Consider the following 25,429-nt stretch of genomic DNA (forward strand, 5'->3'; position numbering starts at 1 on the left):
CCCCAATTTATTATGTTGAGCGTTTTAGTTTACTTTTTATAATATTTTTTATATAATTCACTTACAAATTATAAGGAGTGATTAGATGATTAAGCATAATGCGCGGTTAAAATTGGGGTTAAGTGGATTAGTGATTTTAGCCGCAATGGTATTTTTACATATCTCGACCGTTCAAGCCAAACAGGTCTTGAATTTGGGGGCGACCGCACCACTCGATACAATCGATATTTCAACCTCGACAGGTTACGGACAAACTGGGAATATCTACGAAAGTCTGTATCGGTTGGGGACTAACGGTAAAATTGAACCGGGTTTGGCGAAAAGTAGCCAGGTTTCGGCTGATGGTCTGACGTGGACCTTTAAATTAAGAACGGCCAAGTTTAGTAATGGCGATCCGATTCACGCACAGGATTTCGTCTATTCATGGCAACGTACGGTGACGCCGGCCACTAAATCACCGTATACCAACCTCTTTAGCAGTATCGTTAATGCACCCGCGATTGCTGATGGTAAAATGGCACCAACTGAATTAGGGGTTAAGGCGTTAGATGACCAAACGTTACAAGTCAACTTGACGACCCCAGTTGCCTACATGAAAACGTTGATGGCTTATCCGTTATTTGCACCGCAGGACCAAAAAATCGTCGAAAAATACGGTAAAAAGTATGCCACCAAAGCGCAATATATGGTTTATTCCGGTCCGTTTAAATTAGTCAATTGGACGGGGACCAACGATAAATGGCAATTTAAAAAGAATCCAGAATATTGGGATCACAAAAAGGTTAAATTACAAAAAATTAACTATACCGTCTTAGAAAATACGAGCACGGCATTGTATCTCTACCAAGAAGGTAAATTAGATTTAACGCAACTCGACAATCAACAAATTGATAATTATCGAGATGATGCCGGCTTCCATCGGTATCCGTATGCGTTAACGAATTATTTGAAATATAATTTTAAGAGTACGGACGCAAAAACCAAGCAAATTTTGAACAATCAAGATGTCCGGTTAGCCATTTCCTTAGCGATTAATCGTAAGACGTTAAACAACCGATTGTTCGGTTCCAAAACGAATCCGATTACCGGCTTTGTCCCGACTGGTTTAGCCAACTCACCAGTTAAGCAAGTTGATTTTGCCAAATCACAAGCAGTCGCGGATACCGTCGATTACGAACCTAAAAAGGCGACTGAATACTGGCAAAAAGCGTTAAAAACGTTGAATACTGACCAGGTTTCGTTGACGTTGACCCTCAATTCTGATGATGCCAACGGTTCTTACGTGGGTCAATATTTGAAAGGCCAACTTGAAAAAGCGTTACCTGGTTTCAAATTAACTTTAAAGACTGTTCCAAGCCAAGTCGCTAGCAGTCGTGACAAGAAGGGCGATTATGATCTGTTATTAGCGGGTTGGGGCGCCGATTTTAAAGATCCAACATCGTTTTTAGAAGTGATGTTACCCGGCAGTGCCAGCAATACGGGTGGTTTCGAAAATGCCGAGTACTCAGCAGCGATGGCTAAAGCGATGACCACGGATGCCAACAATCCGAGTCAACGCTGGTCCGATTTAGTCACGGCCAGCCAAGTCCTGAGTAAAACCCAAGGCATCACGCCGTTGTATCAAAACGATACAGCTTACCTAAAGAAAACGAATGTTAAAGGCATCGTGCACAACACAGCCGGTGCGCAGTGGAGTTATAAGACGGCTTATATTAAATAATAATCAAGAATGATAATCACACTTTAAAGACTAAATTGAAATGGCCATTGCCCAGAATTTTTGGATAAAGGCCATTTTTGATTTGGAGGGGGCAATGGTTTATACAATAATCTGTTTTAATTTACAAATTAAGATTGTGAATTAGTTATATTTTGATTAGACTAGTGAGTAAGCACAACGCTGATTATTAAAATAACTAACAATTGTTAGAGTGAGTCGGTGAAAACCATGATTTTGACGGATACTTGGGTCGCTTATCTACAAGATTTTGCAGTTATTGAAGGCATCTTTTTATTACACCGCTATATTCAAAAACAAATTAATTTTAAAAGAAGCATCAAGGATTTATTGATTGCATTACTATTTGCGGGATTGTATTTACTATTCGCTGACGCGGCGCTGTTAATCTTAGTATTGGGCCGACTAGTCTGGCACTTCTGGCGTCAAAAAAGCTATCAAATTAAAAATACGGATACAGCGACGTTTATGGTGGTTACTTCGGTACAATTAATGCTATTTTCGGTGGCGATAGCTTTCGGTCAATTCTGCATGTCAGTTGTTGAATCTAATTATAGTGCGACTATTTTGGCGTACCAAGCCAATGAAATTGCGTTGATTGGGACTGCGATTGCGGTTTTATTTGATTTAATATTTTGGTGGTTACTCAAGATTAAACGCACTGAAGTAGATCAAATTAATCAAAAAATTACGAATTTTGCATTAGAACGCCAATTTTTTTGGTTCTCGTTTGGTTTATTTTTAGCACTTGAAAGTATTTTAACAATCGGCAATTTACAGGAAGTCACGGCGACTATTCAATTAGCGATTATCGTCATTTTTGGAATTCTGATTGGGGTGACTTGTTGGCAAGTGGTGATCTTTTTGAAAGCTTACGCGCTTCAGCAAGAGGCCGCCGATCAATTTGAACGTAATCAACAATTACAGGATTATCTCGTTAATATTGAACAACAATATACTGAGTTGCGACGTTTCAAGCATGATTATCGGAATATGTTGTTATCGTTAGAGAGCTTTGCCCAACAGGGAAATCAACAACAATTTAAGGCCTATTACCAAGAATTATTAGCGCAACAGCCGATGAGAACTGAGTTGCAAGGGGCCATTATCGCGCAACTTGATTATTTAAAAAATGAACCGATTCGTGGTTTGATTATCCAGAAGTTTTTAGCGGCCAAACAAGTGGGAGTGACACTCAACTTTGAAATGACGGCACCAGTCACGTTACCAGCGACCAATTTATTAACGGTCATCCGGATTATTGGCATTTTATTGGATAACGCGATTGAACAAGCAACTCAGGAACCGGATCAAAATGTTAATTGTGCGTTGATTCAATCGACCGGTTTGGTTGAAATCACAATCGAAAATCAGGCGACTCAGGTTGCTGATGTGCAACAACTTTTTCAACTCGGCTATACGACAAAAGGGACCAATCACGGGACTGGCTTGGCCAACGTTAAAGAGTTAGTCGCCAAACAGGCCAATCTTTTTTTTGAAACGCAAATTAAAGCCCAACGATTGCGGCAAACTTTAATGGTTACGGAGGAAAATTAACGTGTTTCCAGTTTACTTATTAGAAGATAACGAACAACAACAAGCGACTTATCAACAGATTATTGAGAATACGATTATGATTAATGAATACGCAATGACCTTGGTCTGTGCGACGGCGAACCCTGCGGCATTATTGCGGACGGTTGAAAATCAGCAAAAAGGGTTGTTCTTTTTAGACATGGAAATTGGGGCCAATTGTCAAGCGGGGTTAGAATTAGCGCTGACGATTCGTCAAAGAATACCATTTGCGCAGATTGTTTTTGTCACAACCCACGAAGAATTAGCGTTCTTAACGTTGGAGCGGAAGATTGCGCCACTCGATTATATTTTGAAGGATCAAGCGTTATCGCAGATTAAGCAACAGATGATTGATGATATTTTATTGGCCGAAAAGCAAAATGAAGCGGCGGCGTATCATGAAAAAGATTTATTTAGTTATAAAATTGGGCCGCGCTTTTTCTCGTTACCGTTAGCCGAAATTATCTGTTTGTATACGACGAAGGATAATCCGGGCCACGTTAATTTATTGGCTACTAATCGGCAGGTCGATTTCCTGGGAAATTTAAACGCGTTAGCAGAACGCTACCCTATGTTCTTTCGCTGTGATAAGAGCTACTTGGTCAATTTAACGAACGTTGCGGATTACGATAGTAAGTCTCGTCAATTAGAATTTGTTGACGGTAGTCAGACGAAAGTATCGTTTCGAAAGTCGCGGGAATTGGTGCTTAGATTAAAACAATATCAATCAAAAGGTTAACGTTTAACGGGTAAAATTGAACGTTAATCTTTTTTTCAGCGCTTTTTTAGTTGGCGGTGCATAATTAACTTAAAAGGAAGTGTTCGAATGTTTTATTTAAAAATAGGGACGAAAGATGCAGTTTTAATGATTGCGATTTTCATCGGACTCGTCTTGACGGTTGTCTATCATTGGTCACCGATTGAATTAATTGTGACCGAACTCGCGATTGTACTGGCTTTTTTCGCTGGTTTGTTGAAGCCGGATAAACGGCTTAAAAAGTAATGGATGGGAGAATCGCAAAATGACTAAATTAGGGATATTGGTTTATCAGAGTCTACCCTTATTAATTGGTAACGCGGGGGTGTTTAACCACAAAGAGCGGGCTTTCGTACAACAGCTAAATCGTGAAATCAAAGCACTTGATTTAGATTGGGAGATTCGTTTAGACGAGGCAGAAGGGGATATCCAAGTAATTGAAACGTTAAATCCGCAAGTTTTAATTCTAAAAAATGGGTTACAACGCCAGTTTTACGCCGGCGATTTTGACAAACAACGGATTTATCAACTTGATGCGCTTGAATTAGCGACCAAAGAGACGCGCAAACTAATGGCTTTTTTAAAACAACATTAAGATGTGAATTAAGGAATCAGCCGGAATTAATGGCCGATTCCTTTTTAAATTGAACGTTAATCGGGCCAAACGTGACGATAATAATGCAATCAACGTTAAAGGCGTTATTCGTGAAATAATAGAGGGGTCTTTATTCGAGCTAAGGGCAAAGGCTATTTGCTAAAGGAGGAATTAAGTCACGAATGAAAAAGTTATTGAGTCGTAAACGTAGTTGGTTAATTCTGGGAATACTCGTTGTTTTGGTGGTCATTGTTGGTGTCGGACTCAATCGAGCCAAGAAACAAACGGCGACGGCTAAGAAACAATATACAACCTATCAAGTGAAGCGCGACAGTGCTTTATTATTGAAAGGCAAGGTCGCTGCCAAAGAAACCATTACGGTCGAAACGGGGGTCAGTAGTACCGGTACGTTAAGCGCTATAAATGTCAAAAATGGGGAACACGTTGAGGCGGGAACGGTTTTGATGACTTTTCACGATGATCAAGTGCAAAGTCAATTGACCGAAGCCAATCAAACGATTGCAAAAACTAAATTAGCGATTCAAAATGATCAAAAGGCGATTGCAACGCTTAAAAAAGCGGCGGCGCAACCCGTTGCCACACCGGCTGATGGTGAAACGGGTAGTGCCGCTAGTTCAGATGGCGCGGCCGCTGATCAACTACAACAAGTGCAAAATACGTTGGCTGCCGATCAATTGACGCTCCAACAAAGTACCGATAGCCTTAATCAGCTGAATGGTAAGTTAAATCCAGAGGTGACGGCTAAAATTGCGGGGACCATCAATATTGATACTGCCAGCAATAATAATAGTGGTGTGCCAAGCATGCAAATTATTAGTGATGGCCAAGTGATTGACGGTCAAGTCACGGAATACGATTATCTTAAATTAAAACCGGATATGGCCGTCACGGTCATGCCGGTTAGTAATGCCGACCGCTTTGCGGGTAAGATTATGACGATTGATAAAACGCCGCAAACAGCGGCACCGACTACCGGTGGGCAAGGTGGCGGCAGTGAAGTCGCTACTTATCGGTTCACTGTACAGATGACGACTGAATTAACGAACGGCTTTAACGTTCAAATCCGAATTCCACAAGAAACGGTGCGTCTACCGGCTAAGAGTCTTGTTAAGGATGGACAAGACCGTTATGTCTATGTTGTCAATCAGCATAAGGTTCATCGTCAAAAAGTTGAAGTTCAAAAGGAAGATGGCTATTGGCGCCTACTATCTGGCGTGACGCTCAAATCGCGGATTATTGCTAATCCAAGTCAGCATTTGAAAGAGGGTCAAGAGGTGCAAACCGATGTTGATTGAGTTAAAAGCGGTCAATAAGTATTACCAAAATGGCGATCAACAGTTTCATGTTTTACAAGATATCAATTTAAAAATCGATCAGGGTGAGTTTCTCTCCATTATGGGCCCGTCTGGCGCGGGTAAGACGTCGTTGATTAATCTGATTGGTTTGATTGACCGGCAATATACCGGCGACTATTACTTCAATGGGGAATCTTATCAACAGGCTAATGATAATGTATTAGCCCGAATTCGGAATCGGAGTGTCGGTTTTGTTTTTCAGAACTTTAAATTAATTGCCAACAATACGATATTAGAAAATGTCGAATTACCGCTGCTATATGGTGGCTTGAGTAAACGCGCGGCCCGGCCAATCGTTGAGCAAGCGCTGGTTCGAGTGGGCTTAGCTGACAGTAGTCATAAATTACCCAGTGAACTTTCGGGTGGTCAACAACAACGGGTGGCGATTGCTAGGGCTTTGGTGCATCAACCAAAATTCATCATCGCCGACGAACCAACTGGTGCGTTAGATACCAAAACATCGGCGGAGATTATGCAGATTTTCCGCGATTTGAATCAACGCGAAGGGACAACGATTGTCTTAGTCACCCATGATCCACAAGTCTCATTATATGGGGATCGCTTAATTAAAATTCTGGATGGCGCAATTATTGCGGATGAACCGGTCAAGGAGGGATCACATGCGATTCAGTGAAGTTTGGCGGACGGCCCTGCGTTCGATTCTGAAGAATAAACGGCGAAGTATTTTAACGATGTTGGGCATTGTGATTGGGATTGCATCGGTCGTCGCAATTCTCGCAATCGGGGATGGTTTTTCGAATTGGGTCACCAAGAGTATTACGAATAATAAAGCCGGTAAAGTGGAGACCCAGATTATGTATAGTGCTAATGATACGGCCAACACGAGTAGTCAGCCGTTTAATGAACGGGATTTAATGCTCGTTGGCCAAGTGACTGGGGTGGCGAAAGTCAAACAAACCAGTTCAGATGACGATTACGCCCAAATTAGCTTAGCGGTTAAAAATAAAACAAAAAGTGTTTTGGTCCACTATACAGCCGGTAAAAGTAGTTCGGTATTAGTCGGTCGGCGTTTACGCGCGGTTGATAATCAGATTGGTAACCAAGTGGCGGTGATTGACGCCGATTTGGCGAGCAGTCTGTATGGTAGCCAGGCTAACGCGTTACACCACGGGGTTGAAGTCGATGGCCAACTGTATGAAATCGTGGGGATTTCTAAGGCGGTCAATGATAGTGTTAATTTTTCAGCTGCGATGAGTGGTGAGATTCCTGCGAATATCACGATTCCGCGTAAGGTGCATCAATCGTACACCCAAAGTCAGCGGACGGGGGATTTGTTGACGTTGTCGCTTGCTAAAGGGAGTAAAGCGAGCAAGGTTAACGAACAAGTGCTACACATTCTAAAAACCCAAGGGAGTATGCACCAGCAAGGCGACTATCAAAGTAATGATCCAACGGCGCAAGCCGATACATTTGGTAAAGTTTTAAATGCGATTACGTATTTTGTATCAGCGGTTGCGGGTATCTCACTCTTTATCGCCGGAATTGGGGTCATGAATATGATGTACATTTCTGTCGCCGAACGAACCACCGAAATTGGGATTCGGCGCGCAATGGGCGCTCGACAGCAGGATATTCGTCGTCAATTTTTATTGGAAAGCGCGACGCTCACGATTTTAGGGGGCTTCGTCGGTTATGGGCTAGGGGTTTTATTGGCATTGGCCATCAGCGCATTACCGATTATGCCGTTTCACGCCAGCTTTAGTTTTGGCGGATTCGCCTTAGCCTTTGGCGTGTCGACAGTTGTTGGCTTAGTCTTTGGGGTTATGCCAGCCAACGCAGCAAGTCGCAAGGATTTAATTGAAATTATTCGTTAAGTAGAGGGGTTATGAAAATGAAAAAATGGTTTAGTCAAGTCACAGCTCAAGATACTAAAATTTGGGTTAGTTTATATTTAGTGGTATCACTAGTTGGCCTAGTCTTTGGCGCGTTTATCATGGTACCGGCAGTCATTAAAACGGCACCGGCAATGGTTCGCTGGGTGACTTTTTGGAGTGGTTCAGTCGGAATCGTAATTGGATTATTCGTTGCAACGTATTTTGGGTATTTATTGTACTGGATTGCCCGCAAGATTTTGAAACAAGAACCGGTCGATAAAGTATTGGTCAAACGCAGCTTTTATCTGACGACGAGTATCAATGGTGTTGTAATCGGCCTGCTTCAACTATTATTGACGGTGTTCGGGGTAGCGGTCGATAATAAAATCATGTTGGTTGCGACTGGCTTGTTAGGCGCTTGTTTTTCCGCGTGGTTAATCGCAGAATTTTTCAAGCAACTACTAAAAAGAGCCCAACTCGGCCAACTCGTGGCCGGAATGGTCTTAGTTTTAAGACTGTTGCCAATCGCTTGGCAACTTTGGCGAGGTTAATTGGACTAAGGAAGGCTATTCTTTTAAAATCAACTGCGATTAGTTGTAACTAATCAGTTGGTAAGTTTATACTGTAACAAAGGGGATGCTTGGCATGTGGTTTAGAATATTTGGGAGTATCGGTATCTTGATTGGCATTATCGAACTATATTTTTCTAAACAGGCTTTTCAGCATCTTAAGGAACGGGGGAACCGAGAAACGCCACCATTTATGTTGTACGGATTATGGTCCAGTGTTGCATTTGGGATTATGATTATTTTAATCGGATTGGCTGGTATTTTGAATAAATTTTAGGGATTTATCAAGGTAGACAACAGTTAATAGAGACGTATTAATGAGGCCAATTCTGTACTGATTGCTTAGCGCGTCGATGTACTTTAAACAATAACAATAAAATAACAAATTTAAAACGCCAATCAGCCGAAAAATGATTGGCGTTTTTTTGAAATAGGGCGGCAAGTGAAATTCATATGAGAGATTATTAACGGTTAAATGAAAGCGCTATAATAAAAAACTTATTAATTTTGACAAGCCGTCCAAATAGGATTACAGTTATTGTGAAGTTAAATACAAGGAGGCATTAAGTGATGAAAGTTGCGATTAGTGATTGGTTAAAACGAAGAGAATGGCGATCGTCACTCATACTCTAAAAATAACAAAGTAACACCCAAACGATTTTAATTAGGAAGAGGCGGATTGGAATGGCAACTAATGACTTAGTTTCAAAGACAGCAGATATTTGTAATATTCAAGATATTGAAGAGGCTCGTGCAATTATTAAACCTTATGCTCGCGAAACACCATTAATTCAATCAATGTTTTTAAGTCGGAATGTGACTAAAGGCAATGTTTTCTTAAAAATGGAAAATATGCAACTAACGGGTTCTTTTAAATTCAGAGGGGCCAATAATAAAATTAATCATTTAACGGCTGAACAGCGCGAACGCGGGATTGTGACGGCTTCAGCTGGCAATCACGCACAAGGCGTCGCGTTAACGGCTAAGATTCTAGGGATTGATGCGACCGTTGTCATGCCTGAAGAAGCACCATTGGCGAAACAACAAGCAACGGCTGGTTACGGCGCTAATGTTGTTTTACACGGTGAAACTTTCAATGATGCACGGCTCTACATGGAACAATTAGCCGAAGAAAAGGGCTTAACGATTGTACATCCTTACGATGACCGCGAAGTGATGGCGGGTCAAGGGACGATTGGTTTGGAAATTTTAGATAAGATTTGGAATGTTGACACAGTCATCGTACCCGTTGGTGGTGGTGGTTTAATCTCTGGCGTGGCAACTGCTTTGAAATCATTCAACCCATCAATTCACATCATTGGGGTTCAATCTGAAAATGTGCACGGCATGGATGCTTCTTATGAATTGGGCGAAATTACGAGTCATCATGATGACTTTACGTTAGCTGATGGGACCGATGTTGCGATTCCTGGGAATTTAACATTCCCAGTTGTTCAAAATTTAGTCGACGAATTTGTTCTTGTGACCGAAGATGAAATTGCAATGGCGATGACGGACTTGATGCAACGGGCTAAGATTGTCACAGAAGGAGCCGGCGCTTTGCCAACTGCCGCTTTAATCAGTGGTAAGGTCGATCCTAAATGGCTTGAAGGTAAGAATATCGTCGCACTTGTCTCCGGTGGTAATGTTGATTTAACGCGTGTTTCTGGAATTATTGATCACCTCTTCAAACCTGCTGATACGAGCAAAGGGGTCGTTGGTTAGTTTCAAATTAGGAATCGGTTGAAAGGCGTGTTATATTCAATTGTTGAATGTAACGCGTTTTTTATTGGTAAAATTAATGAATTGAGGTGTACCGGTATGCAAAACGAAACTGAACTAAAAAGAAATGTCGGCTTTTTCCCGGCGTTATCCGTAGTTATGGGAACCGTGATTGGCGCGGGTGTTTTCTTCAAAGCGTCTAGTGTTTCAGCTGAAACAGGTTCGACTAGCTTGGCCATGCTCGCGTGGTTCTTAGGTGGGGTCATTACAATTTGCGCCGGTTTGACCGGTGCTGAACTAGCTGCAGCGATTCCCGAAACGGGTGGTTTAACGAAGTACATTGAACATATCTATGGGGATTTCTGGGGTTTTCTTGCCGGTTGGGCACAAGCTTTCATCTATTTTCCAGCCAATATTGCAGCAATCTCGGTGATTTTTGCAACCCAACTGGTTAATTTATTCCATCTCCAACAGAGTTATATTGTGGCGATTGCGATTCTGGCTGCAGTTTCAATTTTATTAATTAATTGTTTAGGCGCTAAGGCTGGTGGCTTATTACAATCAGTCACGTTAGTGGTCAAATTAATTCCGATTGCGGTGATTGTTCTTTTCGGATTAATGCAACAAGGATCAGTCGATTTCTCATTATTCCCAGTCGTTGCAGGACCACATCATAACTTTTTAACCGCCTTAGGCAACGGTTTATTGGCGACATTATTCGCCTATGATGGTTGGATTCACGTCGGTAATATTGCCGGCGAACTTAAGAATCCGAAACGTGATTTGCCCGGTGCGATTTCACTGGGAATTGGGTTAGTCATGATTGTTTATTTATTGATTAATGCCATCTTTTTAATGACGTTACCCATTAATCAAATCAGCGGCAATTTAAATGCCGCTTCAGACGTTTCAACGATTTTATTCGGTGCGATTGGTGGCAAGTTGGTCACAATCGGGATTCTAATTTCGTGTTACGGTGCCGTTAATGGTTACATCATGACCGGCATGCGGATTCCATACGCCATGGCCGTCAAAAAAGAATTACCTTTCAATAATTTCTTCATGAAGTTAACCAAGGAAGGGGCACCTTGGGCAAGCGGTGTGATTGAAGTCGTAGTGGCTTCAATTATGATGATGTTAGGCGCCTTCGATACGATTACCAACATGTTGATTTTCGTGATTTGGACCTTCTACTGCATGGCGTTTGCGGGTGTCATTATCCTCAGAAAACGTGAACCTGATTTGTACCGACCTTATAAAGTGCCACTATATCCGGTGATTCCATTGATTGCGTTAATCGGCGGGAGCTTTATCTTAATCAATACGTTATTTACGCAAACCTTCTTGGCAGCCATCGGGATTGTCGTGACGTTACTTGGTATTCCGGTTTATTATCATACGAAACAACGAAAATAGTTTAAACTGACCCGGTTCAATCCTCATGAACCGGGTTAATTGTTGCAAAAAATCTATATTGTAATAATTATTATCTGCGTTATAATTAGGTTGTACAAAATAGATAAGGAGTGATCAACGTGAAAATTATTGTTGTCGGTTCATCGCACGGTGGGTTCGAAGCTGTTCAAGAAAGTTTACTAGATTATCCAGATGCTACAATTCAATGGTATGAAAAGGGCGATTTTTTATCTTTTCTATCTTGTGGGATGCAGCTCTATTTAGAGGGTCAGGTCAAAGATGTTAATAGTGTTCGTTATGCAACACCTGAAGGCATGCGGGCTAAAGGCGTTCACGTCTTCACCCAACAAGCCATTACTCAAATTAATCCGGGTCAACATACCGTTGACGTGCACGATTTAAAACAGGATACAAAACGTCAAGAAAGTTACGATAAATTAATTCTAAGTGTTGGGGCGGTACCGTTTGAATTACCAGTACCGGGCCACGATTTAGCGAATGTTGATTCAATGCGCGGTCGTGATTGGGCGATTGAATTGAAAGCTAAGACGGTTGATCCAATGATTCAAAACGTTGTCGTGATCGGTTCTGGTTACATTGGGATTGAAGCGGCTGAAGTTTTTGCTAAGGCCGGTAAGAAAGTCACGATTATCGACGTCTTACCAAGATTATTGAGTTTATATCTCGATCAAGAATTTACCGATCAATTAACGACCGAGATGCAACAGCACAATATCTATGCGGCGACTGGTCAAGGCGTAAAAGCTTATCAGGGTGTCAATGGTCGGGTGACAAAAGTGGTCACCGATCAAGCCGAATACCCAGCTGATTTAGTAATTGAAGCTGCTGGTATACGTCCGAATACTGGCTGGTTAAAAGATGTGCTTGATTTAGACCAGAGTGGTCGGATTCAAATCAACGAATACTTGCAAACCAGTCAACCTGATATCTTTGCGGTTGGGGATGCAACGATTGTGAAATATGCACCAACTGAAACAACGATGCCAATTGCGCTAGCGACAAATGCACGACGGCAAGGGCGCTTTGCTGCTAAGAACTTAATCAATGCGAACCAACCCGTACCAGCTGTTTCAGGTTCATCAGCGTTAAGTGTGTTTGATTATCACTTTGCTTCAACCGGGATTAAAGAAGGCACTGCGGACAAGCTAGGGGTTAAGACCCAATCCGTTTTTGTCGAAGATTTATACCGGCCTCATTTTGTGCCTGAAGCAGACAATGCACCGGTTTATTTCAAATTAACTTTTGATCCTACTAACCGGCGGGTATTAGGGGCGCAAATCATGTCGAAAGCCAACGTGACAGCCAATATCAATGCGATTTCATTAGCGATTCAAGGTCAAATGACAATTGACGATTTAGCGTATGCTGATTTCTTCTTCCAACCTGGTTTTGACCGGCCTTGGAACATCATGAACGTCGCCGCTCAAAAGGCACAACGGGAATTAGCTTAATCAAAATAAGATATTAAATAAGTAAGCCCCAAACTAATTAGTTTGGGGTATTTTTATGTATTTTTGGAATAAAATTTGACGTTTGTGTCAGATAGAGAGACGTTTAGGGACAAAGCGTTAAATCGATAAATTAGCGTGCTACAATGCGCATGACGGATTCTGGAGGAATGTAGTTAATCAAATTGATTAGGAGCTTATTCATGAAAACCAGTACAAAGTTCGCGCTAATCGGAATTATATTTGCACTATTATTAATCAGTGGTGGCGGATGCTACCATATGAATCAATTCAAAAAAGAACTAATGGTCAAAAAATGGCTTATTGAAATAGCAGCACCACGGATTGATGAATTTTATAAGTGGAACTATCTCGGTGTTAAGACGACAAAGGTGACAGTCTTAGAGCGTAATCCGGTTGATGGTAGTCCCTATGGCGAAGTCGAATTAACGTTAGACCATAAGAAAAAAGCATCAGCAATGATAGCGCTGACGGGAACTGACTTATCTTTTGGCACATTCAGTGAAAGGTCTACTCCAAGACCTGACTTTAAAGTAGCAGAAGCTGGGAATGATGCTATAAACCATAATGATTATATACTCCAAATAAAAGATATCAAAAAATTGAAAAAAAGTGGCTACACCGAAAAAATTTCAGGTCAAGAAATTAAGTATTATCTATTTAAAACTTACCCAGAAAAGTTTAAAGGGATTGGACACTAGTTGACACTCAGTTTTATTGACAATAATCGCTTGAGCATGGTCAATCAATTTCAAATCAAATAAAAAAATACGATGCACGCATCGTATTTTTAGTTGAAGCTATGGGGGTAATAAAGATAAACTTACTTAGCGATGCAGTTAGTCCGTCGTCAACCGTTCCGATTGATCAGCGATGAAATGTTTCCAAATATAAAAGCCAATCGTGACAACGGTATAAGCATCAAACAGTATTAAGAAACTTGTGAGGTTCGTGATGCGACCAAATAAATGGACGTGCCACCAAATCAAACCAATCGCAACAAAATTGAAACGGTGAATCCAAACCGATACTTGATGTTTAAAGACAACTTGCAGTTTTTGTTTTAAACGGGCGACAAGTGGCCAGCGATTAAAAACACCTGATAGGAAGAAAACTGCAAATAAGAGTTCAAATACCGACAAATGCCAAGCGATATTGCCGATATTTTTGACCCATAGATCAACTGTCGCCATCGAAAGTGAGATGATGGCGTGAAAGCAGATTAAGACCGACGCTAAAACACCGAGCATGCCGTGGACAAAATGCATGGCGGGCAACCCAATCCGTCGATCCAGCCATTGCGGTTTTGTTGATAGCAAAACAATACTCAACCACCAAACGTAAGCGATGATGCCAAAATCGTAACCTAACAAGGTGCGTGTGGGTTCAAGTAAGGTTAGATTGAGCAACAAAACGAGTGGTAGCGGCAGAACTAGTAAAATCATAAACCAAGTGCTATATAAAGCTAGGGGGTATTTCCTTAGCATATCAATTTCCTCCATCCGTGGTACGGGTAGTATTATACAGTAAGGGGTAAATATTGCCTTAATGATTTTAAAAAAAGCGAAATACCAAGGATGTTGGCGTTGTTCATTAGTGATAATACTGACAGCGTTAATTAAAATGAGGATGTGTTAATTGTTATTAAAGTAGGTTTTATTATCTATAATAGAAATAAAGTGAAAATTAATGAAACAAAAAAAGCCGTCGTAGCAAATGCTACAACGGCTTTTTAAACGATTATTGATGCGCCACCCGGGAGTCGAACCCGGATCTCAAGAACCGGAATCTTGGGTGCTATCCATTACACTAGCGGCGCAAATGTCTAATCAAACGTACTTAACAGTACAATATGTTATTTTAGCGGAAGTTAGCCACAATATCAAGTCTAATTTGATAAAAAGCGTGATAAATCAGTCTTTAAAAAAACATTCGGAAAGAAAACGTATTCATTGGTTTCAAAGCGTTGCACTTATTTTATACAGTTGTTATAATAGTCTTGTTCGAAAGGTGAGTTGCTAGTTTTAGTAGGTTTCCTTTTTATTTTTGCCAACCATGGGTCGCTTAATGACATAGACGGACATATTACGTCCCACTAGAAAGTAGGCGTTAGCAATGCGCGATGAGTTATCTGCAATAGAGGCTGTTGCGCCCGATTTCGTTGAAATCATTAAGAAACGCTACCAGGTTTTACAACATATCGATTGGGCAGCACCAGTTGGACGACGAACACTTGCTTTGCAATTACAAATGAGTGAACGCGTCATCCGGACCGAGACGGATTTTTTGAAAGCACAAGGTTTGCTAAATTCGTCGAAATCAGGTATGGTTTTAACCGTAAAGGGTAGTGAGACTCTGGAACAATTAAGACAGGTTATGGATCAATTCTTAGGTTTACGCCAAACTGAACGTGAGTTGAGTCGGGTGTTGGGAATCGAACATTGCTTGATTGTTTCTGGTAACAGTGATGAACAACCCAAAGTCCTTACCGAAATGGGCAAATTCGTTAATAGTACGTTGCAGTTGTTATTACCACAAGGTCAAAGTGTTGTGGCGGTAATGGGTGGGACGACGATGGCGAAGGCGGCTCAAGAACTTCCAACTGATTTATCGAAAGAGCGTAATTTAATTTTTGTTCCGGCTCGGGGTGGTATTGGTGAAAGTGTTGATATTCAGGCAAATGCGGTTTGTGCTGAAATGGCCAAACGAACTGGTGGCAAACACCGAGCATTGTACGTCCCTGAACAGGTAAGTGAGAAAACTTATGCCCCACTGTTAGAGGAACCAAGCGTTCAAGAAGTGTTACAATTAATTGAACGTAGTCGTGGCGTTTTGCATAGTATCGGTGAAGCCGTTACGATGGCGGAACGACGAGACATGTCAGCTGACACCATTGCGATGTTGAAAGAACGTCGGGCGGTTGGTGAAGCATTTGGTTATTTCTTTAACGAGCACGGTGAAGTGGTGTATAAGATTCCGCGAATCGGATTACAGATTCGAGACTTATTAAAAATTCCGTGTGTCTTAGCGGTTGCTGGTGGTCAATCCAAAGCAATGGCGATTAAGGCATACATGCATCTCGCACCTAAACAGACGTGGTTAATCACGGATGAGGGTGCTGCCAACATGATTTTACAAGGGGCGACCCTTTAAAATAAATTTTTATTTCCTAGAGGAGGAAATCTTTATTATGACTACAAAAGTAGGTATTAATGGTTTCGGACGTATTGGTCGTTTAGCATTACGTCGTATTTATGAATTAAGCAACACTGACTTGGAAGTTGTTGCAATCAATGATTTAACATCACCAGACATGTTAGCTCATTTATTAAAATATGATACAGCTCATGGTCAATTTAACCATGAAGTATCAGCAACAGAAAACAGCTTGGTTATCGACGGCAAAAACATTCCAGTTTATGCTGAAGCAGATGCTAACAATATCTCTTGGGTTAAAAATGACGGCGTAGACTTAGTACTTGAAAGTACTGGTTTCTACACATCAGCAGAAAAAGCACAAGCTCATCTTAATGCTGGTGCTAAAAAAGTTCTTATCTCAGCTCCTGCTGGCCAAATGAAGACAGTTGTTTACGGTGTTAATGATGACACTATCACAGCTGAAGATAACATCATTTCTGCAGCATCATGTACTACTAACTGTTTAGCACCTTTAGCTAAAGCTGTTAATGATGCTTTCGGCATCAAAGCTGGTACTATGACAACAGTTCATGCTTATACTGCTACTCAAAAATTACAAGATGGTCCTGATCGTGGTGGAAACGTACGTGCTGCACGCGCTGCTGCTGCTAACATCATCCCTCATTCAACTGGTGCTGCTAAAGCTCTTGGCTTAGTTGTTCCTGCTTTGAAGGGTAAATTAGATGGCCATGCACAACGTGTACCAGTTATCACTGGTTCATTAACAGAATTAGTTGTAACATTAGAAAAGAATGTTACTGCTGACGAACTTAACGCTGCCGTTAAGAAAGTTACAGAAGGTAACGCATCATTTGGTTACAACGCTGACGAAATCGTTTCTTCAGATATCATCGGTACTGAATTTGGTTCAGTATTTGATCCTACACAAACACAAGTTGTTGGTGAAGGTTCAGGACAAGTTGTTAAAGCTGTTGCTTGGTATGACAACGAATCAGGTTTTACTGCTCAAATGATCCGTACATTAGAAAAATTTGCTAAATTAATCTAATTCACTTTTAGTGAACACTGATTACTATCGCAATTAATAAGGCGGGAGGGGGTAAACTCCTCCTGCCTTTTTTTATGAAAATTTAGGAGGTCTTGTTCAATGGCTAAACAAACAATCGAAGACTTAAAAGATGTTCAAGGTAAAAAAGTATTAATGCGTGTTGACTTTAATGTCCCTATTAAAGGTGGCGTTATTGGCGACGATAACCGGATTGCTGCTGCTTTACCAACAATTCAATATTTAAACGAAAAAGGTGGCAAGTTAATCTTACTATCACATTTAGGTCGTATTAAGAGCGATGCTGATAAGAAAGAATTAACACTTGCACCAGTTGCTAAACGTTTAGGTGAATTATTAAACAAAGACGTTAAATTCGTTGCTTCAAACGAAGGTTCAGAACTAGAAACTGCTATCAACGCTATGGTTGACGGTGATATCTTAGTAATGGAAAACACTCGTTTCCAAGACATCGATAACGACTTTGGCAAACGCGAAAGTAAAAACGATCCTAAGTTGGGCGAATACTGGGCTTCATTAGGCGACATGTTCGTCAACGATGCTTTTGGGACTGCTCATCGTGCCCATGCTTCAAACGTTGGGATTGCTGAAGCAATGAAAGCAAACAACAAACCCGCTGTTGCTGGTTACTTATTAGAAAAAGAAATCAAATTCTTGGGCGAAGCTGTTGATACACCAAAACGTCCTTTTGTTGCTATCTTAGGTGGCGCAAAGGTTTCTGATAAGATCGGCGTTATCGAACATTTATTAGCAAAAGCTGATAAAGTAATCGTTGGTGGTGGGATGACTTATACATTCTACGCTGCTAAAGGTTTATCAATCGGTAACTCATTAGTTGAAGCTGATAAAGTTGAATTAGCTAAAGAATTAATCGAAAAAGCTGGCGACAAATTAGTATTGCCTGTTGACAACATTGTTGCTGACAAGTTTGCTAACGACGCTAAGACAGAAACTGTTGAAGGTAACATTCCTGATGGCTACATGGCATTAGATATCGGACCTAAAGCAATTGCTGACTTTAAAGATGTTCTTAAAGATGCTAAGACAGTCGTTTGGAACGGCCCAATGGGTGTGTTCGAAATGGAAAAATTTGCTAATGGGACATTGGCAATTGGCGAATTCTTAGGTAACTTATCAGGCGCGACAACAATCGTCGGTGGTGGTGATTCAACTGCAGCCGTTAAGAAATTAGGCGTTGGCGACAAGTTAACACATATTTCTACCGGTGGTGGCGCATCACTTGAATACCTAGAAGGTAAGACATTACCTGGTATCGCTGCTATTTCAGACAAATAATTCAAAATTAGAGGAGATTTTCTCATGCGTAAACCAATCATTGCTGGTAACTGGAAAATGAACATGAACCCTACTCAAACAACTGAGTTCGTTAATGCTATCAAAGCCAACTTACCTAAAATTGCTCAAACTGAATCAGTAATCGGTGCACCTGCCGTTGACCTACCTGCTTTATTAGCAGCTGCAAAGGGTACTGACTTGAAAGTTGCTGCAGAAAACTGTTACTTTGAAGACAACGGTGCCTTCACTGGTGAAACGTCACCAAAGACACTTGCTGAAATGGGTGTTGATTACGTTATTATCGGCCATTCAGAACGTCGCGAATATTTCCACGAAACTGATGAAGATATTAACAAAAAAGCACACGCTATCTTCAATAATGGTTTAACACCAATTTTCTGTTGTGGCGAAACTTTAGAAACTCGCGAAGCTGGCAAAGCTGAAGCATGGGTTTCTAACCAAGTTACTGAAGGTCTTAAAGGCCTTTCAGCTGACCAAGTTAGCTCAATGGTTATTGCTTACGAACCAATCTGGGCAATCGGTACTGGTAAAACTGCTTCTGCTGACCAAGCACAAGAAATCTGTGCTGTTGTTCGTCAAACAGTTGCTAAGTTATACGACCAAACAGTTGCTGACAAAGTTCGTATCCAATACGGCGGTTCAGTTAAACCTGCTAACGTTAAAGAAATCATGGGTAAAGATGATATCGATGGTGGCTTAGTTGGCGGCGCAAGTATGGACCCAGCTTCATTCTTAGAATTAGTTCATTTTAACGACTAATTTTTAGCGAATTCTTATTTACGAATTGCTAAAAATTGGCTAAAATAGAGATGTGGGCTTTGTCCGACATCAAACAAGCGCTAATCAGACGATTAGCCAAAAAGGAGAAAATTACATGTCAATTATTACTGATATTTTAGGCCGCGAAGTTTTAGATTCACGTGGCAATCCTACTGTCGAAGTTGAAGTTTACACTGAAGAAGGCGGCTTTGGTCGCGCAATCGTTCCTTCAGGTGCTTCAACTGGTGAACATGAAGCCGTTGAATTACGTGATGGCGACAAATCTCGTTTTGGTGGCAAAGGTGTTTTAAAAGCCGTTGCTAACGTTAACGACATTCTTGCTAAAGAAATCATGGGCTTTGATGTTACAGATCAACGCGGTATCGATCAAACAATGATCGAATTAGATGGTACTGAAAACAAAGGCAAATTAGGCGCTAACGCAATCTTAGGTATTTCACTTGCTGTTGCTCGTGCTGCTGCTGATGAATTAGGTTTACCATTGTACGAATATTTAGGTGGACCAAATGCCCACGTTTTACCAACGCCTATGATGAACGTTATCAATGGTGGTGCTCATTCAGACAACAAAGTGGATTTCCAAGAATTCATGATCATGCCTGTTGGTGCTAAATCTGTACGCGAAGCTATCCGTATGGGTTCAGAAACTTTCCAAGCATTGAAGAGCCTATTATCTGCTGACGGTAAAGTTACTTCAGTTGGTGATGAAGGTGGTTTTGCACCTGATTTCGCTAACAACGAAGAACCTTTACAATACTTGATCAAAGCTATCGAAAAAGCTGGTTACAAACCTGGCGAAGATATCTCAATCGCTATCGATGTTGCTTCTTCAGAATTATGGAACAACGAAGATAAGACTTACAAATTACGTTGGTCAACTGGTGAAGAATTCACAACTGCTGAATTCGTTAAATACCTTGAAGGCTTAGTTGCTAAATACCCAATCATTTCAATCGAAGATCCTATCGATGAAAACAACTGGGAAGACTGGGCATCAATCACTAAAGTACTTGGCGAAAAAGTACAACTTGTTGGTGATGACTTCTTCGTTACAAACACTGATTACCTACGTAAGGGTATCAAGATGGGCGCTGCTAACTCAATCCTTGTTAAAGTTAACCAAATCGGTACTTTAACAGAATCATTAGAAGCAATCGAAATGGCTAAAGAAGCTGGCTACACAGCTGTCGTTTCTCATCGTTCAGGTGAAACTGAAGATACAACAATCGCTGACTTAGTTGTTGCTACAAACGCTGGCCAAATCAAGACTGGTTCAATGAGCCGTACTGATCGTTTAGCTAAATACAACCAATTAATGCGTATTGAAGAACAATTAGGCGATACTGCTGAATACAAAGGTATCAAATCATTCTACAACATCAAAAAATAATTGATTTTTTGAAAGGCTGGTCATTTGACCAGTCTTTTTTTATTGCCGTTGATTTCAGTTGTAATCGCTACCGAAAATTGGCATAATGAGTTTAGATTAATTAGAGGAGCGAATCATTATGCAAATTGAACATGTCGGTTTATGGGTTCATGATTTAGAAGCGATGAAAGCATTTTATCAGATGATGTTTAAGGCTAAAGGCGGTGAGCGGTATGAAAATCGCGCTAAAGGATTTCAATCGTACTTTTTAACGTTTGAATCGGGGGCTCGCTTGGAAATCATGCATCAAGTCGATCAATTGGTGGATCGAGCAGTGCAAGGACAATATGCGCATTTAGCAATATCAGTGGACAGTCGTGAAATGGTTGATCAACTGGTCGTACAGTTTAAAGCACAAGGGTTGCCCTTGTTGAACGGGCCACGTGTGACTGGTGATGGCTATTATGAAGCAGTTGTTGAAGATCCAGAACATAATTTAATTGAATTAACGGTCTAGATGAACGACTCATTCAGAATGAATGGTCGTTTTTTTTGACGCATCCGATAAATTGCAAGATTAATATTGCAAAAAGATGAGTTTGCAAGCGGATACAAAATAGTTAAAATAAAATTATCGTCAAGGGCCGAAACGAGGAGTTGCAAAAAAAGATGAACAAACGAAAACAAGCTATTATTCAGTATATTTTGGCAGAGCACAAAACGCACTACGTTGACATCGCTGCGCACTTGCAGTTATCAGAACGGACGATTGCGACTTATTTGGATCAAATTGAAATGGATTTAGTGGGTAGTGGGGTGCAGTTAGTTCGTAAACCGAATGATGGCATTTACTTAACCGGTGATGTTGGCCATTTAAGCAGTCAATTAGAGACGACGAATCAGGAATTACCGCAAACTAAGACAGAGCGGTGTTACTACCTTTTAGCAAAATTATTATTGGGAACAGAAGCCATCACCGTGCAGAATCTTGCAGAGGCCCTTTATGTGAGTCGTAGCACGGTCGAAAACGATTTGAAACAAGTTAAGCAATATTTACAGCAATTTGAATTAACGGTTACGGTGACCCATGCTGGGTTGCAGTTGGCTGGTGACGAGCAACATCGCCGTCAAGCTACGACCGAATTAATTAGTCAATATTGGGGTAAACGGACGCAGGCACTGGAACAGGATGGTCAACTGATTCAGAATAGCCAGTTACCTGAAAAGTTGCACCATTTGTTTACGCCAGCGGTGATCGAAACAACCTTAGCAGCGCTAGGTGAACTGTTAGAAAAAACGCAATTGTTGTTGACCGATTATGAATTTCAATCGTTAGCAATCCATCTAATGATTACGTTTGAACGGTTGTTGAAAAACCAGTTAGTCGCGCCAAGTCAAAGTGTGACAGCTCCGATTGTACCAGAAACGGCGATTTTAGTTGCTATTTTAGAACGTCGCTTTAACCAAACGTTACCATTATTCGAGCGGGCCAATATTAATTTGCATTTAGTCGCGGTTAAATCACGACATTTAGATCCGCAATTAGTGACGACTAATGAACGTCAACCGGCTAGTCTAGCACAATGGTTGCGACAACAACTTGTTCAACTAAAGGTCGATGATGAGTTGATTCACGGGTTGGTCTTACATTTAAACTCGGCGTTGAAACGACTGCGTGTCGGGTTAACGATTCGTAACGCCTATACCGAAGAAATCCGGCGTAACTTCCCACAGGCTTTTGATCAAGCGGTTCTATTGCGTCCAGCGTTGCAAACGGATTACCAAGTGGCCTTAAACGATGATGAATTAGCTTTTATTAGTTTACATTTTGAAGCCTTTTTTGAACGGCATACGACTGATCAACGAGTGAGCGTGGTCGTTGTGTGCAGTAGTGGCATTGGGACGTCACAATTGTTAGGTCAGCGTTTAGAGAAGCAATTGGCACACCGTTTACGGATTACCCGGATTATTGCACTCGGCGAGTTGATGGCCAGTCCAATTAGTGAGGATTTAGTGATTAGCACGATTGCAATCAAAGGTTTAACAGTCCCGGTTGTCGAAGTCAGTCCATTACTCAATAAACATGACGTACAGATGATTCAACAGATGATTGACCAACAACCCGTTACCGGGAACCCCTTGACGCAATTGTTGCAGCCGGCCCATATTATCATTACCGATGAGCCACTTGATTATCAGATGGCGATTGAACGATTAGGTCAGTCGCTGATTCAAACTGGTGAGGTGATTGCTGAAATTATTCCGGCGGCCATTGAACGCGAAATTCTAGATAGTACAGCGCTGGGTAAAATTGCAATTCCACATGCCAACCCGCAGTTTGTGAAACAGGCGGCCATTGGCTTATTAATTGCCCCGAATGGGATTATTTGGAAGAACCAAGAAAAGGTCCACCTCGTTTTCTTGATGGCGTTAAACGAACGTGTACAGCCCCAAATGCGGGATATCTATGGTGTGCTTAATCAATTAATCGATAACCAGAGACTAACCAAATCGATTTATCAAGCACCAGATGTGCACACCGTATTAAAGTTGTTGAATCAAATTTCAAAATAGGAATGGAGTTTTAATAATGCAAGAATTTGATGTTCAAAATATTTTTACAGATCAAGTGGTGACCGGTGATAAAACCGCCGCACTAGATCAGATGGCACAATTATTAGCCACACAAAACGGCTTAAATCAGGCGGAACTGGCGGCTGGTTTCCAAGCAAGAGAAGCCGAAAGTACGACTGGTTTTGGGAATGGAGTGGCAATTCCCCACGCCAAGCTTGCAGGTTTAAAGCAACCGGTTGTTGGTTTGGTCACCTTTGAAGCGGGCGTCAATTGGGCGTCATTAGATGATCAACCGGTTAATATTGCGATTGCTTTAATTATGCCGTTAGATGATCCGAATAAAACACATCTAAAAGTGCTCTCTAAATTTGCACGTAAATTAATGGATGATGAATTCATCGGTGACTTACAAGCCAATCGACACGATGCACAGGGGTTATACACCTTGATTAATAACACAATTGATTTTAATTAGAAGGAGTGAGTGATATGAAAAAGTTTGTCGGGATTACGAAATGTCCAGTCGGCATTGCCCATACCTATATGGCGGCTGAAAAATTGCAAAAAGCAGGGGAAGCACAAGGGTATGAAGTTAAAATTGAAACCCAAGGCGCTTCAGGGGTTGAAGATGAATTGAGCGCACAAGATGTTGCGGATGCTGATTTTGTAATTATCGCAGCTGATGTAGCGGTTGATGGTGAAGAACGCTTTAACGGTAAACAAGTATTGTATGCTAAAACAGCGGATGCCATTAAAGATGCCAACGCATTAATTGAAAGGGCTTTGACGGCCGGTATTTATGGTCAAAAACAAACGACTGTCGCTCAATCTGATCAGCAAGAGAGTCATGAACAAAGTCCGATTATCAAGCAATTATTAAACGGGGTTTCACACATGATTCCGTTCGTTGTCGTTGGTGGGTTATTCATCGCCTTGTCGATTGCAATCGGTGGTCACCCAACTAAAGCCGGAATGGTGATTCCCCCCAATACGATTTGGAGTAGCATGAATCAAATCGGCGGAATTGGATTCACGTTGATGATTCCAATCTTGGCGGGTTACATTGCTTATGCGATCTCAGGTCGTGCTGCTTTAGCACCAGCTATGATTGGTGCCATGGTCGCTAATAACACTGATATTTTAGGCACAAAAGCTGGGACCGGTTTTATTGGCGCAATTATTGTCGGGTTTGCAGCTGGTTATTTGGTTAAATGGTTTAATTCTTGGCCCGTTCCGAAAGATTTACGGCCAGTCATGCCTATTTTTGTGATTCCGCTATTAGGGGTTGGGATTATCTCGGCGGTCTTGATTTTAGTATTAGGGGCCCCAATTTCATGGTTAATGACGGCGTTACAGGATATGTTAACGGCGCTATCGAAGAATCCGGAAACAAGTATCGTTTTAGGATTAGTGATTGGTGCGATGGTGGCTGTTGATATGGGTGGTCCAGTGAATAAAGTTGCATTTTTATTCGGGGTTGCTTCGATTACAGCGGGTCATCCACAAATTATGGGCGCGGTGGCTTGTGCGGTTGCTGTACCACCATTGGCTTTAGGCGTGGCGACATTTGTTCGTCGTGATTTATACACTGAAGAAGAAAAATCAGCCGGAATTCCAGCGATTTTAATGGGCTTAATTGGGATTACCGAAGGGGCAATTCCGTTTGCCACAGCCAATCCTAAACAAGTTTTCCCAAGTATCATTGCCGGTTCAGCCGTTGCGAGTGCGGTCGGCATGATTTTCAAAATTACCGATGCCGTCCCACACGGTGGCCCAATTGTCGGGGTGTTAGGGGCTACTAATAATATCGGCTTATTCTTTATCTCAATTCTATCAGGGGTGGCCGTTGCAGTGGCGCTATTAACAATCTTTAAGGTGCGTAAAGCGCGCAAAACAGCTTAGAGAGCTTTCGAACAAGCTGTGATAGAACTCGGTTATCAATTGCCTATCAAGTTGAGAAGTCGCCTATCCGAAGAAGGATAGACGACTTTTTATTGGGTCTTTGTCAACTGGTGTTGGTGAACGATTCAAGTGAACGTTTTGGAAGTATCTGCCGATTAGACAGATGCTTCTTTTTTTAGGCTAATAGGC

General features: G+C 41.4%; 24 protein-coding genes and 1 tRNA gene. 23 read left to right on the forward strand and 2 right to left on the reverse strand.

The genetic code is table 11. From position 1 onward, the window contains the following. The first annotated feature begins 85 nt into the window (after nt 1-85). The 14 genes from LFUMFP_RS03745 to LFUMFP_RS03810 all read left to right on the forward strand — a co-directional run bounded on the left by LFUMFP_RS03745 (nt 86) and on the right by LFUMFP_RS03810 (nt 13,774). Nucleotides 86-1,720, forward strand: a complete 1,635-nt coding sequence (locus tag LFUMFP_RS03745; RefSeq protein ID WP_056950093.1) for a peptide ABC transporter substrate-binding protein — start codon at nt 86-88, stop codon at nt 1,718-1,720. Between the two features lie 228 nt (nt 1,721-1,948). Continuing rightward, nucleotides 1,949-3,295: a sensor histidine kinase gene (locus LFUMFP_RS03750; protein WP_233210656.1), complete on the forward strand. Its 1,347-nt coding sequence runs from the start codon at nt 1,949-1,951 to the stop codon at nt 3,293-3,295. 1 nt (nt 3,296) lies between these two features. Then, entirely contained in the window at nt 3,297-4,052 is a 756-nt protein-coding gene (locus tag LFUMFP_RS03755; protein ID WP_025083035.1) for a response regulator transcription factor, read from the forward strand. Between the two features lie 87 nt (nt 4,053-4,139). Beyond that, nucleotides 4,140-4,316, forward strand: a complete 177-nt coding sequence (locus LFUMFP_RS03760; RefSeq protein ID WP_106483085.1) for a DNA helicase UvrB — start codon at nt 4,140-4,142, stop codon at nt 4,314-4,316. 19 nt (nt 4,317-4,335) lie between these two features. Continuing rightward, the gene (locus LFUMFP_RS03765) at nt 4,336-4,665 is read left to right on the forward strand and encodes a hypothetical protein (RefSeq protein WP_025083036.1); all 330 of its coding nucleotides are present in this window, start codon (nt 4,336-4,338) and stop codon (nt 4,663-4,665) included. Nucleotides 4,666-4,847: 182 nt separating this feature from the next. Then, nucleotides 4,848-5,981 carry an efflux RND transporter periplasmic adaptor subunit gene (locus tag LFUMFP_RS03770; RefSeq protein ID WP_025083037.1) on the forward strand — a complete coding sequence of 378 codons (1,134 nt, stop codon included), beginning with the start codon at nt 4,848-4,850 and terminating at the stop codon, nt 5,979-5,981. Beyond that, nucleotides 5,974-6,675, forward strand: a complete 702-nt coding sequence (locus tag LFUMFP_RS03775; protein ID WP_025083038.1) for an ABC transporter ATP-binding protein — start codon at nt 5,974-5,976, stop codon at nt 6,673-6,675. The genes LFUMFP_RS03770 and LFUMFP_RS03775 overlap by 8 nt, the downstream gene beginning before the upstream one ends. Next, nucleotides 6,662-7,876, forward strand: coding sequence for an ABC transporter permease (locus LFUMFP_RS03780; RefSeq protein WP_025083039.1), 1,215 nt, complete (start codon nt 6,662-6,664; stop codon nt 7,874-7,876). The genes LFUMFP_RS03775 and LFUMFP_RS03780 overlap by 14 nt, the downstream gene beginning before the upstream one ends. 17 nt (nt 7,877-7,893) lie before the next feature. Continuing rightward, nucleotides 7,894-8,427 carry a hypothetical protein gene (locus tag LFUMFP_RS03785; RefSeq protein WP_025083040.1) on the forward strand — a complete coding sequence of 178 codons (534 nt, stop codon included), beginning with the start codon at nt 7,894-7,896 and terminating at the stop codon, nt 8,425-8,427. A 94-nt stretch (nt 8,428-8,521) separates the two neighbouring features. Further along, a complete protein-coding gene (locus tag LFUMFP_RS03790; protein ID WP_025083041.1) occupies nt 8,522-8,722 on the forward strand; it encodes a hypothetical protein in 201 nt (66 codons plus the stop codon). 407 nt (nt 8,723-9,129) lie between these two features. Further along, on the forward strand, nt 9,130-10,170 hold the full coding sequence (gene tdcB / locus LFUMFP_RS03795) for a bifunctional threonine ammonia-lyase/L-serine ammonia-lyase TdcB (protein ID WP_025083042.1): 1,041 nt from the start codon (nt 9,130-9,132) through the stop codon (nt 10,168-10,170). A gap of 96 nt (nt 10,171-10,266) precedes the next feature. Continuing rightward, the gene (locus LFUMFP_RS03800) at nt 10,267-11,583 is read left to right on the forward strand and encodes an APC family permease (protein WP_025083043.1); all 1,317 of its coding nucleotides are present in this window, start codon (nt 10,267-10,269) and stop codon (nt 11,581-11,583) included. A gap of 119 nt (nt 11,584-11,702) precedes the next feature. Beyond that, entirely contained in the window at nt 11,703-13,055 is a 1,353-nt protein-coding gene (locus tag LFUMFP_RS03805; protein ID WP_025083044.1) for an FAD-dependent oxidoreductase, read from the forward strand. Between the two features lie 200 nt (nt 13,056-13,255). Then, nucleotides 13,256-13,774, forward strand: coding sequence for a hypothetical protein (locus tag LFUMFP_RS03810; protein ID WP_025083045.1), 519 nt, complete (start codon nt 13,256-13,258; stop codon nt 13,772-13,774). 138 nt (nt 13,775-13,912) lie between these two features. Here LFUMFP_RS03810 and LFUMFP_RS03815 read toward each other — a convergent pair whose 3' ends face one another. Then, complete coding sequence (locus LFUMFP_RS03815; RefSeq protein WP_233210620.1) at nt 13,913-14,518, reverse strand: hypothetical protein; 606 nt, start codon at nt 14,516-14,518, stop codon at nt 13,913-13,915. A gap of 302 nt (nt 14,519-14,820) precedes the next feature. Then, nucleotides 14,821-14,892, reverse strand: a tRNA-Arg gene (locus LFUMFP_RS03820). 296 nt (nt 14,893-15,188) lie between these two features. On the opposite strand from LFUMFP_RS03820, the gene LFUMFP_RS03825 reads away from it, so the two are divergent. From LFUMFP_RS03825 to LFUMFP_RS03865, 9 genes are all read left to right on the forward strand, one after another. After that, a complete protein-coding gene (locus LFUMFP_RS03825) occupies nt 15,189-16,226 on the forward strand; it encodes a sugar-binding transcriptional regulator (protein WP_106483087.1) in 1,038 nt (345 codons plus the stop codon). Nucleotides 16,227-16,263: 37 nt separating this feature from the next. After that, the gene (gene gap / locus LFUMFP_RS03830; protein ID WP_025083049.1) at nt 16,264-17,280 is read left to right on the forward strand and encodes a type I glyceraldehyde-3-phosphate dehydrogenase; all 1,017 of its coding nucleotides are present in this window, start codon (nt 16,264-16,266) and stop codon (nt 17,278-17,280) included. A 99-nt stretch (nt 17,281-17,379) separates the two neighbouring features. Then, nucleotides 17,380-18,594 (forward strand): phosphoglycerate kinase, encoded by a 1,215-nt coding sequence (locus tag LFUMFP_RS03835; RefSeq protein ID WP_025083050.1) that lies wholly within the window; start codon nt 17,380-17,382, stop codon nt 18,592-18,594. A gap of 24 nt (nt 18,595-18,618) precedes the next feature. Beyond that, nucleotides 18,619-19,374: a triose-phosphate isomerase gene (tpiA, locus tag LFUMFP_RS03840; RefSeq protein WP_025083051.1), complete on the forward strand. Its 756-nt coding sequence runs from the start codon at nt 18,619-18,621 to the stop codon at nt 19,372-19,374. 115 nt (nt 19,375-19,489) lie between these two features. After that, complete coding sequence (eno, locus tag LFUMFP_RS03845) at nt 19,490-20,785, forward strand: phosphopyruvate hydratase (RefSeq protein ID WP_025083052.1); 1,296 nt, start codon at nt 19,490-19,492, stop codon at nt 20,783-20,785. Nucleotides 20,786-20,903: 118 nt separating this feature from the next. Then, on the forward strand, nt 20,904-21,281 hold the full coding sequence (locus LFUMFP_RS03850; RefSeq protein WP_106483088.1) for a VOC family protein: 378 nt from the start codon (nt 20,904-20,906) through the stop codon (nt 21,279-21,281). 152 nt (nt 21,282-21,433) lie between these two features. Continuing rightward, nucleotides 21,434-23,338, forward strand: a complete 1,905-nt coding sequence (locus LFUMFP_RS03855; RefSeq protein WP_106483089.1) for a BglG family transcription antiterminator — start codon at nt 21,434-21,436, stop codon at nt 23,336-23,338. A gap of 16 nt (nt 23,339-23,354) precedes the next feature. Then, complete coding sequence (locus LFUMFP_RS03860) at nt 23,355-23,813, forward strand: PTS sugar transporter subunit IIA (protein WP_025083055.1); 459 nt, start codon at nt 23,355-23,357, stop codon at nt 23,811-23,813. Nucleotides 23,814-23,827: 14 nt separating this feature from the next. Beyond that, the gene (locus tag LFUMFP_RS03865; protein WP_056950091.1) at nt 23,828-25,240 is read left to right on the forward strand and encodes a PTS fructose transporter subunit IIC; all 1,413 of its coding nucleotides are present in this window, start codon (nt 23,828-23,830) and stop codon (nt 25,238-25,240) included. The last annotated feature ends 189 nt before the right edge of the window (nt 25,241-25,429 follow it).

The organism is Latilactobacillus fuchuensis (genome assembly GCF_900258455.1).
GTDB classification, from domain to species: domain Bacteria; phylum Bacillota; class Bacilli; order Lactobacillales; family Lactobacillaceae; genus Latilactobacillus; species Latilactobacillus fuchuensis.

What these genes read in the sequence shown, in the direction of transcription:
- LFUMFP_RS03745 (WP_056950093.1), top strand. Translation starts at nt 86, where the DNA reads ATGATTAAGCATAATGCGCGGTTAAAATTGGGGTTAAGTGGATTAGTG.
- LFUMFP_RS03750 (WP_233210656.1), top strand. Translation starts at nt 1,949, where the DNA reads ATGATTTTGACGGATACTTGGGTCGCTTATCTACAAGATTTTGCAGTT.
- LFUMFP_RS03760 (WP_106483085.1), top strand. Translation starts at nt 4,140, where the DNA reads ATGTTTTATTTAAAAATAGGGACGAAAGATGCAGTTTTAATGATTGCG.
- LFUMFP_RS03765 (WP_025083036.1), top strand. Translation starts at nt 4,336, where the DNA reads ATGACTAAATTAGGGATATTGGTTTATCAGAGTCTACCCTTATTAATT.
- LFUMFP_RS03770 (WP_025083037.1), top strand. Translation starts at nt 4,848, where the DNA reads ATGAAAAAGTTATTGAGTCGTAAACGTAGTTGGTTAATTCTGGGAATA.
- LFUMFP_RS03780 (WP_025083039.1), top strand. Translation starts at nt 6,662, where the DNA reads ATGCGATTCAGTGAAGTTTGGCGGACGGCCCTGCGTTCGATTCTGAAG.
- LFUMFP_RS03785 (WP_025083040.1), top strand. Translation starts at nt 7,894, where the DNA reads ATGAAAAAATGGTTTAGTCAAGTCACAGCTCAAGATACTAAAATTTGG.
- LFUMFP_RS03790 (WP_025083041.1), top strand. Translation starts at nt 8,522, where the DNA reads ATGTGGTTTAGAATATTTGGGAGTATCGGTATCTTGATTGGCATTATC.
- tdcB (WP_025083042.1), top strand. Translation starts at nt 9,130, where the DNA reads ATGGCAACTAATGACTTAGTTTCAAAGACAGCAGATATTTGTAATATT.
- LFUMFP_RS03800 (WP_025083043.1), top strand. Translation starts at nt 10,267, where the DNA reads ATGCAAAACGAAACTGAACTAAAAAGAAATGTCGGCTTTTTCCCGGCG.
- LFUMFP_RS03810 (WP_025083045.1), top strand. Translation starts at nt 13,256, where the DNA reads ATGAAAACCAGTACAAAGTTCGCGCTAATCGGAATTATATTTGCACTA.
- LFUMFP_RS03815 (WP_233210620.1), bottom strand. Translation starts at nt 14,518, where the DNA reads ATGATTTTACTAGTTCTGCCGCTACCACTCGTTTTGTTGCTCAATCTA.
- LFUMFP_RS03825 (WP_106483087.1), top strand. Translation starts at nt 15,189, where the DNA reads ATGCGCGATGAGTTATCTGCAATAGAGGCTGTTGCGCCCGATTTCGTT.
- gap (WP_025083049.1), top strand. Translation starts at nt 16,264, where the DNA reads ATGACTACAAAAGTAGGTATTAATGGTTTCGGACGTATTGGTCGTTTA.
- LFUMFP_RS03835 (WP_025083050.1), top strand. Translation starts at nt 17,380, where the DNA reads ATGGCTAAACAAACAATCGAAGACTTAAAAGATGTTCAAGGTAAAAAA.
- tpiA (WP_025083051.1), top strand. Translation starts at nt 18,619, where the DNA reads ATGCGTAAACCAATCATTGCTGGTAACTGGAAAATGAACATGAACCCT.
- eno (WP_025083052.1), top strand. Translation starts at nt 19,490, where the DNA reads ATGTCAATTATTACTGATATTTTAGGCCGCGAAGTTTTAGATTCACGT.
- LFUMFP_RS03850 (WP_106483088.1), top strand. Translation starts at nt 20,904, where the DNA reads ATGCAAATTGAACATGTCGGTTTATGGGTTCATGATTTAGAAGCGATG.
- LFUMFP_RS03855 (WP_106483089.1), top strand. Translation starts at nt 21,434, where the DNA reads ATGAACAAACGAAAACAAGCTATTATTCAGTATATTTTGGCAGAGCAC.
- LFUMFP_RS03860 (WP_025083055.1), top strand. Translation starts at nt 23,355, where the DNA reads ATGCAAGAATTTGATGTTCAAAATATTTTTACAGATCAAGTGGTGACC.
- LFUMFP_RS03865 (WP_056950091.1), top strand. Translation starts at nt 23,828, where the DNA reads ATGAAAAAGTTTGTCGGGATTACGAAATGTCCAGTCGGCATTGCCCAT.